Origin of the sequence: Comamonas aquatilis (genome assembly GCF_965139575.1) — a bacterium.
GTDB classification, from domain to species: domain Bacteria; phylum Pseudomonadota; class Gammaproteobacteria; order Burkholderiales; family Burkholderiaceae_C; genus Comamonas; species Comamonas aquatilis.
The window spans coordinates 532586-548906 of sequence record NZ_CBCSIW010000001.1; the positions used below are offsets into that span (position 1 = coordinate 532586).

The following is a 16321-nucleotide window of genomic DNA, read 5'->3' on the forward strand; positions in this document are numbered from 1 at the left end:
GATGAGTGCTCCTAATACACCGGATAACCATGGCTCGGATGCCCCGCTGAAAGGGGCTGATTTGTGGTCGCCCGCTGCAGCGCCTGCAGATGCACAAGCTTCGGCCGAGCAGGCTGCTAGTTCTGCGTCCGGCAAAAGCGGCTGGGAGCGCGATGTGCTGGAAAAGCTGGTTTTTGCCTCCATCAAGGAGCAGCGCGCTGCCCGCCGCTGGCGCTTTGCCAGTCGCCTGTTGTGGTCGGCTGTCGTGTTGCTGGTGCTGTGGATGGTGTTCTTCAAGGACACGGCCACCAAGGCCACCACCACGCCTCACACGGCGGTGGTGGAGATCAAGGGTGAAATCGCTTCCGGAGCAGATGCCGGGGCCGAGTTCGTGGTGGCCGCCATGCGCAGCGCCTTCGAGGATTCGGGTTCCCGCGCCGTGGTGCTGCTGATCAACTCTCCCGGCGGCAGTCCGGTGCAGGCCGGCATCATCAATGACGAAATGATTCGTCTCAAGGCCAAGTACGACAAGCCTTTGTACGCGGTGGTGGAAGAAAGCTGCGCTTCGGCCGCTTACTACATTGCCTCTGCGGCCGATGAGATATTTGTGGACAAGGCCAGCATCGTGGGCAGCATAGGCGTGCTCATGGATGGCTTTGGCTTTACCGGTGTGATGGATAAATTGGGCGTGGAGCGCCGTCTGCTCACCGCGGGCGAAAACAAGGGTTTTCTGGATCCTTTCAGCCCCATGTCTGAAAAGCAGCACGAATACGCCCAGCAGATGCTGGACCAGATTCACCAGCAGTTCATCGGTGTCGTGAAAAAAGGCCGCGGCGCCAAGCTCAAGGAAACCCCGGAAATGTTCAGCGGCCTGTTCTGGACCGGTCAGCAGGCGGTGGAAATGGGGCTGGCCGACAAGATCGGCAGCCTGGACTATGTGGCCCGTGAAGTGGTCAAGGCCGAAGATGTGGTGGATTACACCCGCCGCGATAACGTGGCCGAACGCCTGGCCAAGAAATTTGGTGCGGCCATTGGCGCAGGCTCGGTGCAAGCCATGCGCGGCATGTTGCCCACGATTCGCTGATAATTTGAATGAAATTGGCTGTTGGCGCTTGCTGCATAAGCGCTGATAGCTATCAAATCCGTTGTGAATGAAAAAGCCCGCTGTATCTGCAGCGGGCTTTTTTGTTGGGTGGTGTAAGGCTGCTTTAGCGGCCGATGGAGAACACCACGGGTGTGCGATTGTCCGGTGGCGCATTGCGCTGGCGCCACTCGCGCACCAGACGGCTTTCGATGCGGGCGGTTGCCAGCGTCAGTCCGCTGGCCAGGGCCAGACGGGTGTTGGGCTGCAACGTCTGCAGCAGGGCCTGCCAGAGCACGGCGTTGCGGTAGGGCGTCTCAATGAATTGCTGGGTCTGACCCTGGCGCAGGGCCAGGTTCTCCAGTTCCTTGATGCGGCTCAGGCGCTCGCCCGCGTCTTGCGGAAGATAGCCGACAAAGGCGAAGTTCTGACCGTTGAGTCCGCTGGCTGCCAGACCCAGCAGCAGCGAAACCGGGCCGATCAGCGGCACCACGCGCAGACCCAGATCATGGGCGCAGCGCACGATGGAGCTGCCGGGATCGGCCACGGCCGGCATGCCGGCTTCGCTGATCAAGCCCATGTCGTGGCCGGCCAGAGCCGGAGCCAGCAAGGGCTTGGGGTCAAAAATCGCCGCACCCTTGTTGCCGTGGTCGCCTTTTTTATGGGCTTCGCGCGGCAGCTCGGCAATGTCCTGGGCTTGCAGTGTCGCGGCCAGCGGATACAGGGCATCAATGCGCTTGAGATAGGCGCGGGCGCTCTTGGCGTTCTCGCTGATCCAGTGGGTCAGGCCGGCGGCCGTGCGCAGCGTGCCTTCGGGCAGCACCTCGGTCAGTGCGGTCTGGCTATCGCAGCCAAAATCGAGTGGAGCCGGCACCAGATAAAGGGTGCCAGCTTGCTTTTTGGTCGCGGTGGAGGGGTTTTGCTCGCTCATGGCAGTACCACTCCCGCAGCGCGCAACAACTGGCAGGTGCGAATCAGCGGCAAGCCGATCAGCGCCGTGGGGTCGTCGCTCACAATCGCATCCAGCAGGGCAATGCCCAGGCCTTCGCTCTTGGCGGAGCCCGCGCAGTCATAGGGCTGCTCGGCGCGCAGATAGCGCTCGATCTCGGCATCGTTCAGCTGGCGAAAGCGCACCTGCACCGTCACCACGCTGGCTTCGGTAAAGCCGGTTTCGACACAGCTCACGCAGACGCCGGTGTGAAAGTTCATCTGGCGGCCGCTCATCTGGCGCAGCTGCTCGGTGGCACGTTCATGCGTTCCGGGTTTGGAAAGCGGCTGACCATCAAGCTCGGGCACCTGATCGGAGCCGATCACGATCGCACCTGGGTGCAGCGCGGCCACGGCCAGGGCTTTGGCGCGGGATAGTCGCAATGACAGATCCAGAGGAGTTTCTCCGGGTAGAGGGGTTTCATCCACCTCGGGGGAGACCGTTTCAAACGGCAATTGCAGGCGGCTCAGCAGCTCACGGCGGTAGCGTGAGGTGGAGCCCAGAATCAGCGGGCGCAACAGGCGCTCGGCAACAAGGGAGTCAGGCATATTGGGATTCTCTTACACTGGCGCCATGAGCAAGGATTTTTCTGCGACCCGGCTGGATGTGCATGCATTTGCACAGGCTGCAGGTCTTCTACAGGGCCAGGCACCATTGTCGGCCTTTACCCGTCTGGCCCAGGATGCCCAGCCGCATACAGGGGTTGAACCCGAAGTGCGCTGGGAAGTCGAAGGCGAGCTGGTCGAGGAAGCCGGTGGTGCCGGCAAGGTGTGGCTGCACGTCTATGCCGAAGTGGGGCTGCCCATGGTGTGCCAGCGCTGCCTGACAATGGCCTCCATTCCCCTCGAGGTTGATAGGTCATTTCGCTTCGTCGATGACGAAGCCACGGCAGAACTGGAAGATGACGACAGTGAAGAAGATGTGCTCGCGCTCAGTCGTGAGTTCAATCTGCTGGAGCTGATCGAGGACGAGTTGCTGATGGAGGTGCCTGTGGTGCCGCGTCATGATGCCTGTCCCGAACCCGTCACGCTCCAGTCCAGCGACACTGACTTTGAAGAGGCCAACACTCAGAAGGAAAACCCTTTTGATGTGCTGCGCTCTCTGGATGTAGGCAAGTCAGCCGACTGATGCGTTGGGGAAATGCATTCGCATGAATTCACGAAATGCGTTTGAGCTATAATCGTGAGCTTCGCGCGAATCCCCTCGTGTCTTTAATGGGCTGATCGCGTTTTTTTAGGGTTTGTGCAAACAAGGGTGCGCCAATGGCGTATCGCAAGGACAAACGTCTTGTCTGTTTGTTTGCATAAGCCGTCTTACCAACCCTTTCAAGATACTAGGAGCCACCATGGCTGTTCAGCAAAACAAGAAGTCTCCCTCCAAGCGCGGCATGCACCGTTCACACAACGCACTGAATGTGCCAGGAATCGCAGTGGAAGCCACCACTGGCGAAACTCACCTGCGTCACCACATCAGCCCCAACGGCGTGTACCGTGGCCGTCAAGTGCTGAAGAACAAGTCCGAAGCCTAAGCGACGACTGCTCTCGTAAGGCCCGTTGCTACATATTTTGTAGCGCGGGCTTTTGTTTTTTTAAAGTGATATTTGCAAAGCCTGATCACTTGTGTTGGCCGGTTTTGTCAATGTCACTTCTTACTCCAGGCTCTAGCGGACCCATGATCACTTTGGCTGTTGACTGCATGGGGGGCGATCATGGCCCCCGCGTCACGCTGGCGGCGTGCCGTCAGTTTCTTGAAACCCACCCTGATGCCCATCTTTTGCTGGTTGGCAAGCCGCAGGAGCTGGAAAATTTCAAGCATGAACGTGCCACCATCGTGCCGGCCTCCGAGGTCGTGGCCATGGACGACCCGGTGGAAATCGCTTTGCGCAGGAAAAAGGATTCGTCCATGCGCGTGGCCGTTGCCCAGGTCAAGGATGGCAAGGCCCAGGCTGCCGTATCTGCGGGCAATACTGGTGCGCTGATGGCTATTTCGCGCTATGTGCTTAAAACCCTTGAGGGTATTGACAGGCCTGCTATTGCTTTTGGTCTGCCCAACTCCAAGGGTACCGACACCACCATGTTGGACCTGGGTGCCAATGTGGATTGCTCGGCAGAGCATTTGCTGCAATTTGCCTTCATGGGTTCGGCTCTGGTTTCTGCGCTCAAGAATGTGGAAGCTCCCACCGTGGGTCTGCTCAATATTGGCGAAGAGCTGATCAAGGGCAGCGAAGTCATCAAGCGCGCGGGCGAGTTGCTGCGTGCGGCCGGCGAGGCCGGCAATCTCAACTTCTACGGCAACGTGGAAGGTAACGATACCTTCAAGGGCTTGGTGGATGTAGTCGTTTGTGACGGCTTTGTGGGCAATGTCTCCCTCAAGACCACCGAGGGCGTGGCTTCCATGATCTCCGGTATTTTGAAGGAAGAGTTCAAGCGCAACATCTTTACAAAAATTGCCGCCATCATTGCTTATCCGGTGCTATCTGCGCTGATGAAGCGCGTGGATCATCGCCGCTACAACGGCGCGGCCCTTTTGGGTCTACGGGGCCTGGTATTCAAAAGCCACGGCTCTGCGGATGCAATCGCTTTCGAGCACGCATTGCAGCGCGCGTATGATGCGGCACGCAACAATTTGCTTGACCGTGTCCGCAGCCGCATCGCTGCCGCAGCGCCTTTGCTGCTGGCAGTGCAGTCGGAACAAGGAACGTCGGCGCCCTGATAGAAGATATGAGACGCTACGCACGCATCATTGGCACCGGTAGTTACCTGCCGCCCCGCCGCCTGACCAATAACGACCTGGCTGCCGAGCTGGCCCAGCGTGGGCTTGAAACCTCGGATGAGTGGATCGTCGAGCGCACCGGCATTCGCGCTCGCCATTTCGCCGCTCCCGATGTGACCAGCAGCGATCTGGCCTGCGAGGCTTCCAAGAAGGCCATCGAGGCGGCCGGCATTGCACCTTCGGATATCGATCTGATCATTGTCGCGACCTCAACGCCCGACATGGTCTTCCCCTCGACTGCGGCCATCCTGCAGCACAAGCTGGGCATTACCAATGGTTGCCCCGCATTTGATGTGCAGGCTGTGTGCAGCGGTTTTGTCTATGCCCTGACGGTGGCGGATTCCATGATTCAGTCCGGCGCTGCCAAGCGCGTGCTGGTGGTGGGCTCCGAAGTGTTCAGCCGCATTCTGGATTTCAACGATCGCACCACCTGTGTGCTGTTTGGCGACGGCGCAGGCGCCGTGGTGCTGGAAGCTTCGGAAGAGCCTGGCATCCTGGCCACCGAGCTGCATGCCGATGGCAGCCATGTGGGCATTCTCTGCGTGCCCGGTCATGTGTCTGGCGGCAATGTGCTGGGCGACCCCGTGCTCAAGATGGACGGCCAGGCCGTGTTCAAGCTCGCGGTCAGCGTGCTGGACAAGGCAGCGCGTGCCACGCTGGAAAAAGCCGGTATGACGGATGCCGATATCGACTGGCTGATTCCCCATCAGGCCAATATCCGCATCATGCAAAGCACGGCGCGCAAGCTCAAGCTGTCCATGGACAAGGTGGTGGTGACCGTCGATCAGCACGGTAATACCTCGGCGGCCTCGATTCCGCTGGCTCTGGATCATGGCGTGCGCAACGGGCAGGTCAAGAAAGGCCAGACCGTTTTGCTCGAAGGCGTGGGCGGCGGCTTTACCTGGGGTGCTGTACTCCTCAAGATGTAGCTATAGGCGCTTGATCTATAAGCGTTTGAAGTACTTTTTATACTAAGAAATATGAAAAAGTTCGCATTGGTATTTCCCGGCCAGGGCTCGCAGTCTGTGGGCATGCTGGACGGCTGGGGTGATCACCCCGTGGTGGCGCAAACCGTTGCCGAAGCCTCTGACGCTCTGGGTGAGAACCTGGGTCAGCTGATCAAGGAAGGCCCCAAGGAAGCCTTGGCGCTGACCACCAACACTCAGCCCGTGATGCTGGTGGCCGGAGTGGCTGCCTGGCGTGTCTGGCAGGCCGAAGGTGGCGCCATGCCCGATGCCGTGGCAGGTCACTCCCTGGGTGAGTACTCGGCTCTGGTGGCTTCTGGTGTGTTGACCCTGGCTCAGGCTGCGCCTTTGGTGCGCCTGCGTGCTGCGGCCATGCAGGATGCCGTGCCTGTGGGTACGGGCGGCATGGCTGCCGTGCTGGGTATGGACGCCGTCAAGGTGCAGGCCATCTGCGCCGAAGTGACGGCCCAGCTGGGCGGCGCTGAAGTGGTGGAGGCCGTGAACTTCAACGATCCCGCGCAAACCGTGATCGCCGGCAGCAAACTGGCCGTAGAGAAGGCTTGCGAAGCCGTGAAGGCCGCAGGCGCCAAGCGTGCGCTGCCGCTGCCGGTGTCCGCGCCTTTCCATTCCAGCCTGATGAAGCCTGCGGCCGAGAAGCTCAAGGCTGCTCTGGCAGCCCTGACTCTGGCGGCTCCCCAGATTCCCGTCATCAACAACATCGATGTCACCGTCCAAGCGGACGCCGATGCCATTCGCGATGCCCTGTATCGTCAGGCTTTCGGCCCGGTGCGTTGGGTGGAGTGCGTGCAGGCCATCAAGGCCCGTGGCATCGGCCATCTGGTCGAATGCGGTCCAGGCAAGGTGCTGATGGGCCTGACCAAGCGAATTGACGCGGACCTGACGGGTGCCGCACTGTATGACCCAGCCACCCTGGCTGACGTGAAAGAATTGCTCGCATGACTGATAACCAGACCACTCTTGGTCAAGCTCGCCAAATCGCCCTGGTTACCGGCGCCACCCGTGGCATCGGCGCTGCCATCGCGCAGGAGCTGGCCTCTAAGGGCTATCTAGTGGTCGGCACGGCCACCACCGATTCCGGTGCTGAAAAAATTTCCCAGGCCCTGGCCGCTTTTGGCGGTCGTGGCGTGAACCTCAATGTGACCGACGGCGCTGCCGTGGACGCGCTGATCGACTCCATCGTCAAGAACGACGGTGGCCTGCATGTTTTGGTCAATAACGCAGGTATTACCCGCGATACCCTGGCCATGCGCATGAAGGACGGTGATTGGGATTCCGTGGTGGACACCAATCTGAAGGCTGTTTTCCGTGTCAGCCGTGCGGCTATTCGCCCCATGATGAAGCAGCGTTTTGGCCGCATCATCAGCATCACCAGCGTGGTGGGTGCTTCGGGTAACGCAGGGCAAGCCAACTACGCTGCGGCCAAGGCCGGTGTGGCCGGTATGACGCGCGCCCTGGCCAAGGAGCTGGGCAGCCGCGGCATTACCGTCAACTGCGTGGCCCCTGGCTTTATCGCGACCGATATGACGGCAGACCTGCCGGAAGAACAGAAAAAGGCGCTCAAGGCGCAGATCGCCATGGGTGATCTGGGCCAGCCCAGCGACATCGCACATGCGGTGGCCTACCTGGCATCCGCCGGTGCCGGCTATGTGACGGGGCAGGAATTGCACGTCAACGGCGGCATGTACATGTAAGAAATTTCGGGTAGTTCTGTGGCGTTTGCCGCAGTTGCTGCCAGAAGCTGAACATTTTTGCAAGTTCAGAGGCCGTTTTCTCGCGACGGCCAGCCGCAAAGGGTCTTAGGCCCGAACCGGCTAGAATCGCGGGTTCATTCACAACCCCCTGAGGGAAACCATGAGCGATATCGAAGCACGTGTCAAAAAAATCATTGCTGAACAACTCGGCGTTGAAGAGTCCCAAGTGACCAACGAAAAGGCCTTCGTGGCTGACCTGGGCGCTGACTCCCTGGACACGGTCGAACTGGTGATGGCCCTGGAAGATGAATTCGGCATCGAAATCCCCGATGAAGACGCTGAAAAAATCACGACGGTGCAAAACGCCATCGACTACGCCAACACCCACCAAAAGGCCTAATAGGTCTTTTCCAGCGATCAGTTAAAGGTTTGAACGCATGAGCCGTCGTCGCGTTGTCGTGACCGGCCTGGGTTGCATTTCCCCCGTGGGTAACACGGTGGGGGAGGCCTGGGCCAACCTCCTGGCCGGCAAGTCCGGCATTGACCTCATCACGAAGTTCGATACGTCGAATTTCTCCTGCAGGATTGCGGGTGAGGTCAAGGGATTCGATGTGGAGAAATACATGAGCGCCAAAGAAGCGCGCTCCATGGACAGCTTCATTCATTACGGCATTGCGGCTGCGGAACAAGCGGTTCTCGATGCAGGCCTGCCCACGGGTGAGGCATTGACCGATGATCTGGCCACACGCATTGCTTGCGTGATCGGTTCGGGCATCGGAGGTCTGCCGCTGATCGAAAACACCCACGCAGAACTGGCTGCCCGCGGTCCTCGCCGCGTTACGCCGTTCTTCGTGCCTGCCTCCATCATCAACATGGTGGCCGGTCATGTGTCTATGCGCTTTGGCTTCAAGGGGCCAAATCTGTCGATCGTGACAGCCTGCACCACAGGTCTGCACTGCATCGGTGAAGCCGGACGCATGATTGAATATGGCGACGCCGACATCGTCGTCGCCGGTGGTACCGAAGCCACCGTATCTCCTCTGGGTGTGGGCGGTTTTGCCGCCATGCGTGCGCTTTCCACGCGCAACGACGACCCCAAGGCTGCTTCGCGCCCCTGGGACAAAGACCGTGATGGCTTTGTGCTGGGTGAAGGTGCCGGTGTGATGGTGCTCGAAGAGTACGAACACGCCAAGGCCCGCGGTGCCAAGATTTATGCGGAACTGTCCGGCTTTGGCATGAGTGCCGATGCCGGTCACATGACTGCGCCCAATATGGACGGCCCTCGCCGCGCCATGCTCAACGCCTTGCGCAATGCCGGTGTGAACCAGGATCAGGTCGATTACCTGAATGCCCACGGTACATCGACTCCGCTGGGCGATATCAACGAGTCCAATGCCATCAAGGCGGCAATGGGCGAGCACGCCAAGAAATTGGTGGTCAGCTCCACCAAGTCCATGACGGGTCACCTGCTGGGTGGCGCCGGTGGTATCGAGAGCGTGTTCACCGTGATGGCTTTGCATGATCAGAAGATCCCGCCGACCATCAACCTGGACAACCAGGATCCCGATTGCGATCTGGACTACTGCGCCAATATCGCGCGTGATGCCAAACTGGAAGTGGCTGTGAAGAACAACTTCGGTTTCGGCGGCACCAACGGTACGCTGGTATTCAAGCGCATCTGAAGTTCGTTTGAATGTGCCGGCGACCCAGGTCTGCCGGTTCATTGATCAACAAGCCCGACTCCCGTAGTCGGGCTTTTGTTTTTGTGGCCCGGGTTTTTCCCTTGCTCTGCTGTCGGCCTTGTTTGCACACTGCTCTCATGCCCGTGCGTTACCGTGCCCCCGCCACTGCTTATGCGTTCGAGCGCCCACCGTGGGCGCTTTGGGCCTTGTTGTTTGCGGGCTTGCTGGTAGCTGGCGTACTGCTGGCCTGGGCAGCCCAGCCAGCGGCCACGTTCTGGCAACGTGCGCTGGCCGTCGCTTTGCTGCTGGTGGCGACTCTGACACTTTCCGGGTTTTGGCGTAGATGGGCTGGCGGTGTACTGCTATGGAATGGTGAGTGTTGGGCGCTGCAGGCTCAGCATCTATCGCATGCCGTAGGGCAGGTAGCGGAGCCTGTGGTGCTGGAAGTCGGTCTCGATGGCGGCAGCTGGCTCTGGCTCAAGGCCCGTAAACGTCCGGTAAAGCAGGGGCTGTGGAAGGGAGAGACGGGCGTGGTCTGGCTATATTTGTCGCAGCGGCGCAGCCCCGTTCAATGGGGCGATTTGCGCCGTGCGGTATATTCACCGGCCGTATCGCTGGCAAAGCAGGGCTGAGTCCCATGTAGGTTAAAGCGATGCGCTGCATTGGTTTTCATGACACCTCCCGATTTTCCAACACCTTCCGCAGACAGTGATCTGGCCCTGGTCGAGCGCGCCAATGCCGGCGATACCCGGGCTTTCGAGTTGCTGGTCATCAAGTACCAGCGTCGTATCGAGCGGCTGGTGGGGCGCATGGTGCGCGACGTGGATCAGGTGCAGGACATCACCCAGGAAACGTTTATCCGCGCCTACAAGGCCTTGCACCAGTTTCGGGGCGAGGCCCAGTTCTACACCTGGCTGTACCGGATTGCGGTGAATACGGCTAAGAAGGCGTTGATGGACATGAAGCGTTCGCCCATCATCACCGAGAGCGCGTTACACACTGGTGGTGACGAGGATGAAACTTCTCGCTCGGGACAGGAACTAATCACCCATGAGACTCCGGAGACCGTGCTCGCCGCCCAGGAAATTGCTGCGGCCGTGAACGCTGCCATGGAGGCTTTGCCCGAGGATTTGCGCCAGGCGGTGACGCTGCGCGAGATCGAGGGCTTGAGCTATGACGAGATCGCCTTGGCCATGAATTGCCCTATTGGCACGGTGCGCTCGCGCATTTTTCGGGCCCGCGAGGCGATTTCGGTCAAGGTCAAACCCTTGCTGGAGCGCCAAAGCGGCAAGCGCTGGTAAACAGGCCGGATCAGGGCTACAGGTGATGGGCAACGAGCAGGTGAACTACATGAATGACGATCAGACTCAACGCGAACAGCTTTCGGCTTTGGTAGATGGCGAGGCCACGTCGCCTTCCATGCCGGGTGTGCTGGTCTACGCGGAAAGCGACGAAGGCCAGCAGTCGTGGCGCATGTACCACCTGATCGGCGACGTGCTGCGCTCGCCCGAGCTGGCCCATCACAGCCAGCACGATATTCTTTCCGGCGTTCGCGCCCACATGGAGCGCGAACCGCGCGCTGTCACGGGTGGTGCCGGCAACATGCCCTTGGGGCAGTTGCAGCAGGTGGCTGCGGCGGAGGCGGCGCAGCCGTCTCAGCTTCATCGCGGTGCGGCCAATGCTTCGGTGTTTCGCTGGAAGATGGCCGCCGGTTTCGCCTCGGTAGCGGCGGTGGCCGCCATTGGCTGGGGTGCCCTGCTGGGCGGTGGCGCAGACCAGGGGCATGCAGGTGCTCAGCTGGCCGCGTTGAGCCCGCAGAGCGTCGCTGCCGTGGCCCAGGGCGCCTCTGCTGCACTGGCAGGCATTGCGGCTCCCGAAGCGGATGATGCTCAGATTGCCCTGGGTGCCGATGCCCAGTCGTCCACCGTGGTGGCCGTCACCACGCCCAACGGGCAAAGCGTGATGCTGCGCGATCCACGCCTGGACGAGTTGCTCACATCTCGCAATCAGTTCAGCAGCGCTGCCAATCTGCAGATGCCGGCCAGCTTTTTGCGTAACGCCAATTTTGCGACTTCCCAGTCCGCGCAACGCCGCTGAATTCGGCCCGTGTGCCGGAACTTCTTGGCCTGCTGCTCATCAATATGAGAGCGGCTTGCGCTTGGTTTTGACGTGACTCAATGATGTTTATATTGAGAAGCATTGAAACTCAAGCGCTTACAGCTATCCTTTTTAAGTCTTTTCGCCTTCCATGCTGTTGGCCTGCGGGTAAACAGAGGGTAAATATGGCCCGAGCGCGGCTTGCCGCGCTTTCGCCGGTGCGGAGGCTTTGCCAGAATGAGAAGCTGTGGGTCTGAAATGTCCATTTTTCTCCCCTGTATGCGGTCTCGAAAATCGAGCAAGGAAACCATGACTATGCGCACCCAAGCCTGGACAATGTTCGCAACCCGTGCCAAGGCAACCGCCCTGGCCAGCGCGATGATGGTGGCTGCTGCCGGTGCTGCGGCCATGCTGCCGGTGTCGGCCGCCCAGGCCCAAAGCGCCGCCACGGCACGCGGCCTGCCGGACTTCACGGATCTGGTGGACCAGGTCGGCCCCTCGGTGGTGAACATTCGCACGCTGGAGAAGGTCTCGAAAAGCGCGGGCGAGAGCCTGGGCATGGACGAAGACATGCTGGAGTTTTTCCGCCGCTTTGGTCTGCCCGTGCCCAATATTCCCCGCCAGCGCACGCCGCGCGGCGGTCAACAGGGCGAAGAGCAGCCTCGTGGTCTGGGTTCGGGCTTCATCCTCACGGCGGACGGCTATGTGATGACGAATGCCCACGTGGTCGAAGGTGCGGACGAAGTCATCGTGACGCTGACCGACAAGCGTGAGTTCAAGGCCAAGATCGTGGGCAGCGACAAGCGTACGGACGTGGCCGTAGTCAAGATCGAGGCCAAGGGCCTGCCTGCCGTCAAGATCGGCGATGTCGGCCGCCTGAAGGTAGGCGAGTGGGTGATGGCCATCGGTTCGCCCTTCGGTCTGGAAAATTCCGTGACGGCCGGCATTGTCTCGGCCAAGCAGCGCGATACCGGCGACTACCTGCCTTTTATTCAGACCGATGTGGCCATCAACCCCGGCAATTCGGGCGGTCCGTTGATCAATATGCGCGGCGAAGTAGTGGGCATCAACAGCCAGATCTATTCGCGCTCCGGCGGCTTCATGGGCATCAGCTTCGCCATTCCGGTGGATGAAGCCGTGCGCGTCAGCGAGCAACTGCGTGCCAGCGGCAAGGTGACGCGTGGACGTATCGGCGTGCAGATCGGCCCTGTGACCAAGGAGGTGGCAGAGTCCATAGGCCTGGGCAAGGCGGAAGGCGCGCTGGTTTCGGCCGTCGAAGCTGACTCCCCAGCCGCCAAGGCGGGCGTGGAAGCCGGCGACGTGATCACCAAGTTCGACGGCAAGACGATTGAAAAAGTCTCCGATCTGCCGCGTCTGGTGGGCAATACCAAGCCCGGCACCAAGAGCATGATTACCGTGCTGCGTCGCGGCAAGCTCATGGACTTGAACATGGTGATTGCCGAGGTTGAGCCTGACGATGTCCTCAAGGCCAAGGCGGCGGCCGGCAACAGCAAGACGCCTCAGGGCATGCTGGAGAACAAGGCGCTAGGCCTGACTCTGGGCGAGTTGACGGTGGCTCAGAAGAAGGAGTTGGGCGTCAAGGGCGGCGTGCGCGTGATGGCGGCTACTGATGCGGCTGCGCGTGTCGGTCTGCGCGAGGGCGATGTCATCCTGCAACTGGCCAATACCGAGGTGAACGATCTCAAGAGTTTTGAGAGCGCATGGGCCAAGGCGGATAAGGGTAAACCCGTAAATGTACTGGTGCGCCGTGGAGAATGGGCTCAGTACGTGCTGATTCGCCCCAGCAAATAACCAGCGCCGGACAGGCAGGTCTTGCGCTCTCCGAAAGACATGCTTGTCCCGCACTCTCAGTGCCCCTATGCCATTGGGTAGAATCCAACGCAAATGCATGGTGGTCGAACGCAAAAAAGCGGCTGATTTCAGCGCTTTGACAGCGGTGCAAAAGCCTTTGCAATTTCCGGAAGCTGATGGGCAAAAAGCTTGTTTCGTATTGTTGATAAACTGTTTATAAGTGAATTCGATCAATACAAACAAACAATTGTCAAGCCTTGCTGGGTCTTGGTTTGCGGCCAGTTTTGCCTACAATGAAGTCCCAACTATCGCAGTTGCCAGAGATTGTTGGTTACGGGCGCGCCGCAAATGGACGCGCCCTTTTTTCTTTGGCATCCAGACCCCATTTTTCCAATTTTCTAGTCGTCTTTCTCGTTGATGAATCACATCCGTAACTTCTCCATCATTGCGCACATCGACCACGGCAAGTCGACACTGGCGGACCGTTTGATCCAGCGTTGTGGCGGCTTGGCCGAGCGCGATATGGAGGCGCAGGTGCTTGACTCGATGGACATCGAGAAAGAGCGCGGCATCACCATCAAGGCGCAAACGGCTGCGCTGCAGTACAAGGCCAAGGACGGCAATGTCTACAACCTGAACCTGATCGACACCCCCGGTCACGTGGACTTCTCCTATGAAGTCTCGCGTTCGTTGTCGGCCTGCGAAGGCGGCCTGCTGGTGGTCGATGCCTCCCAGGGCGTGGAAGCTCAGACCGTTGCCAACTGCTACACAGCGCTGGATCTGGGCGTGGAAGTGTTTGCGGTATTGAACAAGATGGATCTGCCCAATGCCGATCCCGACAATGCCAAGGCCGAGATCGAGGACGTGATCGGCATCGACGCCACGGACGCCATTCCCTGCTCGGCCAAGACCGGCATGGGTATCGACGAGATTCTGGAAGCCATTGTGGCCAAGGTGCCAGCCCCCAAGGGCAACCCTGATGCTCCGCTGCGCGCCATGATCGTGGACAGCTGGTTCGACCCCTATGTGGGCGTCGTGATGCTGGTGCGCGTGGTCGACGGTCAGCTCAAAAAGGGCGAGCGCTTCAAGATGATGGCCACGGGCGCAGCCTATGAAGCCAACAACATCGGCGTGTTCACCCCTGCCAACCAGCCGCGCGATGCGCTCAAGGCCGGCGAGGTGGGCTACATCATTGCCGGCATCAAGGAGCTGAAGGCCGCCAAGGTCGGCGATACCGTCACGCTGGAAAAAAAGCTGCCGAACAATCTGGGCCCTGCCGAGAAGGCGTTGCCCGGCTTCAAGGAAGTCAAGCCTCAGGTGTTTGCGGGTCTGTACCCTACCGAAGCCTCCGAATACGACCAGCTGCGCGACGCGCTGGAAAAGCTGCAGCTCAACGATGCGGCACTGCAGTACGAGCCCGAAGTCTCGCAGGCGCTGGGCTTTGGCTTCCGTTGCGGCTTCCTGGGCCTGTTGCACATGGAAATCGTGCAGGAGCGCCTGGAGCGCGAGTTCGACCAGGACCTGATCACGACCGCTCCCAGCGTGGTCTACGAAGTGGTCAAGGCCGACGGCGAAGTCATCCAGGTGGAAAATCCCTCCAAGATGCCCGACCAGGGCCGCATGGAAGAAATCCGCGAGCCCATCGTGACCGTGCATCTGTACATGCCGCAAGACTATGTGGGCCCCGTGATGACGCTGGCCAACCAGAAGCGCGGCGTGCAAAAGAACATGGCTTACCACGGCCGCCAGGTCATGCTGACCTATGAAATGCCGTTGGGCGAAATCGTGCTGGACTTCTTTGACAAGCTCAAGTCCGTATCGCGTGGCTATGCCTCCATGGACTATGAGTTCCTGGAATACCGCGCCTCGGATGTGGTCAAGGTCGACATTCTGCTCAACGGCGAGAAGGTCGATGCTCTGTCCATCATTGTTCACCGCTCGCAAGCCACTTTCCGCGGTCGTGCCGTGGTGGCCAAGATGCGCGAAATCATCAGCCGCCAGATGTTTGACGTGGCGATTCAGGCCGCCATCGGCGCCAACATCATTGCGCGCGAAACCGTCAAGGCCATGCGCAAGAACGTGCTGGCCAAGTGCTACGGCGGCGACGTTTCGCGCAAACGCAAGCTGCTGGAAAAGCAAAAGGCCGGCAAGAAGCGCATGAAGCAAATCGGCTCGGTGGAAGTGCCGCAGGAAGCGTTCCTCGCCATCCTGCAAGTGGAGGATTGATGCAAGTCATGCAATGGATTACGGCCGTCGTTCTGGCGTCTTTTGTCGCCTATATCGGCGGTTGGTACATGGGAGCCATCGAAGGCAACTTTGCGCTGCTGCTGTTCCTGGCCACGCTGGTGACCGGCATCTACTGGGTGGCCGAGCGCATGTATTTCTGGCCCAAGCGCCGCGACGCGGTAGCCGCTGTGGAGCGCGCTGCGGTAGAGCGCCGTGCCGAGCTTGATCGCATGGGCATTGCCAAGACGGATATCGAAGTCTCGGAAGAAGCCAAGGGCCGCATCCTCATGCAGCCCTGGTGGCTGGACTGGACGGCCGGCCTGTTCCCGGTGATTGCCATCGTGTTCGTGCTGCGCTCCTTTCTGTTCGAGCCCTTCAAGATTCCTTCGGGCTCCATGATTCCCACACTGATGGTGGGTGACCTGATCCTGGTGAACAAGTTCACCTACGGTGTGCGTCTACCCGTGATCAATAAAAAAATCATCGAAGGCAACAGCCCCCAGCGTGGCGATGTGATGGTGTTTCGCTACCCGCCACAGCCCAATCTGGACTACATCAAGCGCGTGGTGGGTCTGCCCGGCGATGAGGTGGCCTATCTGAACAAGCGTCTGACCATCAATGGCACGCCCGTGCCAACGACCGAGCTGCCTGATTTTCTGGATCGCGATGCGATGCGTTACTTCAAGCAGTTCGACGAGTCTTTGGGTGAAAAGCCGCACCGCATCATCGTGAACAACGATGTGCCGCCCTTTATTCAGGGTGCCAGCGACCACGAGTACCGCAAGAACTGCAGCTACAGCGTGGAAGGCGTGACCTGCAAGGTGCCTGAAGGTCATTACTTCATGATGGGCGACAACCGCGACAACTCGCTGGATTCGCGCTACTGGGGCTTTGTGCCGGACAAGAATATCGTCGGCAAGGCGTTTTTTGTCTGGATGAACTTCGGTGATCTCAAGCGCATCGGCGGTTTTAACTGACAGGCATTGACCGATTTTCTGGCAGCGCGG

17 protein-coding genes are annotated in these 16321 nt (G+C 59.8%); 15 read left to right on the top strand and 2 right to left on the bottom strand.

The features are described 5' to 3' along the window. The first annotated feature begins 1 nt into the window (after position 1). A complete protein-coding gene (locus ACNAZA_RS02355) occupies positions 2-1063 on the top strand; it encodes a S49 family peptidase (RefSeq protein ID WP_415794787.1) in 1062 nt (353 codons plus the stop codon). Positions 1064-1187: 124 nt separating this feature from the next. On the opposite strand, the gene ACNAZA_RS02360 is transcribed toward ACNAZA_RS02355, so the two are convergent. Together ACNAZA_RS02360 and ACNAZA_RS02365 are read right to left on the bottom strand one after the other, a co-directional pair. Continuing rightward, the gene (locus tag ACNAZA_RS02360) at positions 1188-1991 is read right to left on the bottom strand and encodes an SAM-dependent methyltransferase (RefSeq protein WP_415794788.1); all 804 of its coding nucleotides are present in this window, start codon (positions 1989-1991) and stop codon (positions 1188-1190) included. Next, the gene (locus ACNAZA_RS02365; RefSeq protein ID WP_415794789.1) at positions 1988-2596 is read right to left on the bottom strand and encodes a Maf family nucleotide pyrophosphatase; all 609 of its coding nucleotides are present in this window, start codon (positions 2594-2596) and stop codon (positions 1988-1990) included. Before ACNAZA_RS02365 ends, ACNAZA_RS02360 begins: the two co-directional genes overlap by 4 nt. A 25-nt stretch (positions 2597-2621) precedes the next feature. Between ACNAZA_RS02365 and ACNAZA_RS02370 the strand changes: the two genes are divergently transcribed. The 14 genes from ACNAZA_RS02370 to lepB all read left to right on the top strand — a co-directional run bounded on the left by ACNAZA_RS02370 (position 2622) and on the right by lepB (position 16291). Continuing rightward, the gene (locus ACNAZA_RS02370; protein ID WP_415794790.1) at positions 2622-3176 is read left to right on the top strand and encodes a YceD family protein; all 555 of its coding nucleotides are present in this window, start codon (positions 2622-2624) and stop codon (positions 3174-3176) included. 217 nt (positions 3177-3393) lie between these two features. After that, a complete protein-coding gene (gene rpmF / locus ACNAZA_RS02375; RefSeq protein WP_003058062.1) occupies positions 3394-3576 on the top strand; it encodes a 50S ribosomal protein L32 in 183 nt (60 codons plus the stop codon). Positions 3577-3719: 143 nt separating this feature from the next. Further along, positions 3720-4760 carry a phosphate acyltransferase PlsX gene (plsX, locus tag ACNAZA_RS02380; RefSeq protein ID WP_415794791.1) on the top strand — a complete coding sequence of 347 codons (1041 nt, stop codon included), beginning with the start codon at positions 3720-3722 and terminating at the stop codon, positions 4758-4760. 8 nt (positions 4761-4768) lie between these two features. After that, positions 4769-5749 carry a beta-ketoacyl-ACP synthase III gene (locus ACNAZA_RS02385; RefSeq protein WP_120966564.1) on the top strand — a complete coding sequence of 327 codons (981 nt, stop codon included), beginning with the start codon at positions 4769-4771 and terminating at the stop codon, positions 5747-5749. 51 nt (positions 5750-5800) lie between these two features. Then, positions 5801-6745, top strand: a complete 945-nt coding sequence (gene fabD / locus ACNAZA_RS02390) for an ACP S-malonyltransferase (protein WP_415794792.1) — start codon at positions 5801-5803, stop codon at positions 6743-6745. Beyond that, positions 6742-7497: a 3-oxoacyl-ACP reductase FabG gene (gene fabG, locus ACNAZA_RS02395; RefSeq protein WP_415794793.1), complete on the top strand. Its 756-nt coding sequence runs from the start codon at positions 6742-6744 to the stop codon at positions 7495-7497. The genes fabD and fabG overlap by 4 nt, the downstream gene beginning before the upstream one ends. 160 nt (positions 7498-7657) lie before the next feature. After that, complete coding sequence (gene acpP, locus ACNAZA_RS02400; protein WP_003058049.1) at positions 7658-7897, top strand: acyl carrier protein; 240 nt, start codon at positions 7658-7660, stop codon at positions 7895-7897. 37 nt (positions 7898-7934) lie between these two features. Next, positions 7935-9179 (top strand): beta-ketoacyl-ACP synthase II, encoded by a 1245-nt coding sequence (gene fabF / locus ACNAZA_RS02405; protein ID WP_415794794.1) that lies wholly within the window; start codon positions 7935-7937, stop codon positions 9177-9179. A 137-nt stretch (positions 9180-9316) separates the two neighbouring features. Beyond that, positions 9317-9811 carry a hypothetical protein gene (locus ACNAZA_RS02410; protein WP_415794795.1) on the top strand — a complete coding sequence of 165 codons (495 nt, stop codon included), beginning with the start codon at positions 9317-9319 and terminating at the stop codon, positions 9809-9811. A gap of 39 nt (positions 9812-9850) precedes the next feature. Beyond that, on the top strand, positions 9851-10480 hold the full coding sequence (gene rpoE / locus ACNAZA_RS02415; RefSeq protein ID WP_415794797.1) for an RNA polymerase sigma factor RpoE: 630 nt from the start codon (positions 9851-9853) through the stop codon (positions 10478-10480). A gap of 49 nt (positions 10481-10529) precedes the next feature. Further along, positions 10530-11276, top strand: coding sequence for a sigma-E factor negative regulatory protein (locus tag ACNAZA_RS02420; RefSeq protein ID WP_415794798.1), 747 nt, complete (start codon positions 10530-10532; stop codon positions 11274-11276). Between the two features lie 378 nt (positions 11277-11654). Beyond that, positions 11655-13088, top strand: coding sequence for a DegQ family serine endoprotease (locus ACNAZA_RS02425; protein WP_415794918.1), 1434 nt, complete (start codon positions 11655-11657; stop codon positions 13086-13088). 417 nt (positions 13089-13505) lie between these two features. Beyond that, positions 13506-15314 (top strand): translation elongation factor 4, encoded by a 1809-nt coding sequence (lepA, locus tag ACNAZA_RS02430; protein ID WP_415794799.1) that lies wholly within the window; start codon positions 13506-13508, stop codon positions 15312-15314. Further along, positions 15314-16291, top strand: a complete 978-nt coding sequence (gene lepB, locus ACNAZA_RS02435) for a signal peptidase I (protein ID WP_415794800.1) — start codon at positions 15314-15316, stop codon at positions 16289-16291. The genes lepA and lepB overlap by 1 nt, the downstream gene beginning before the upstream one ends. Positions 16292-16321: the final 30 nt, after the last annotated feature.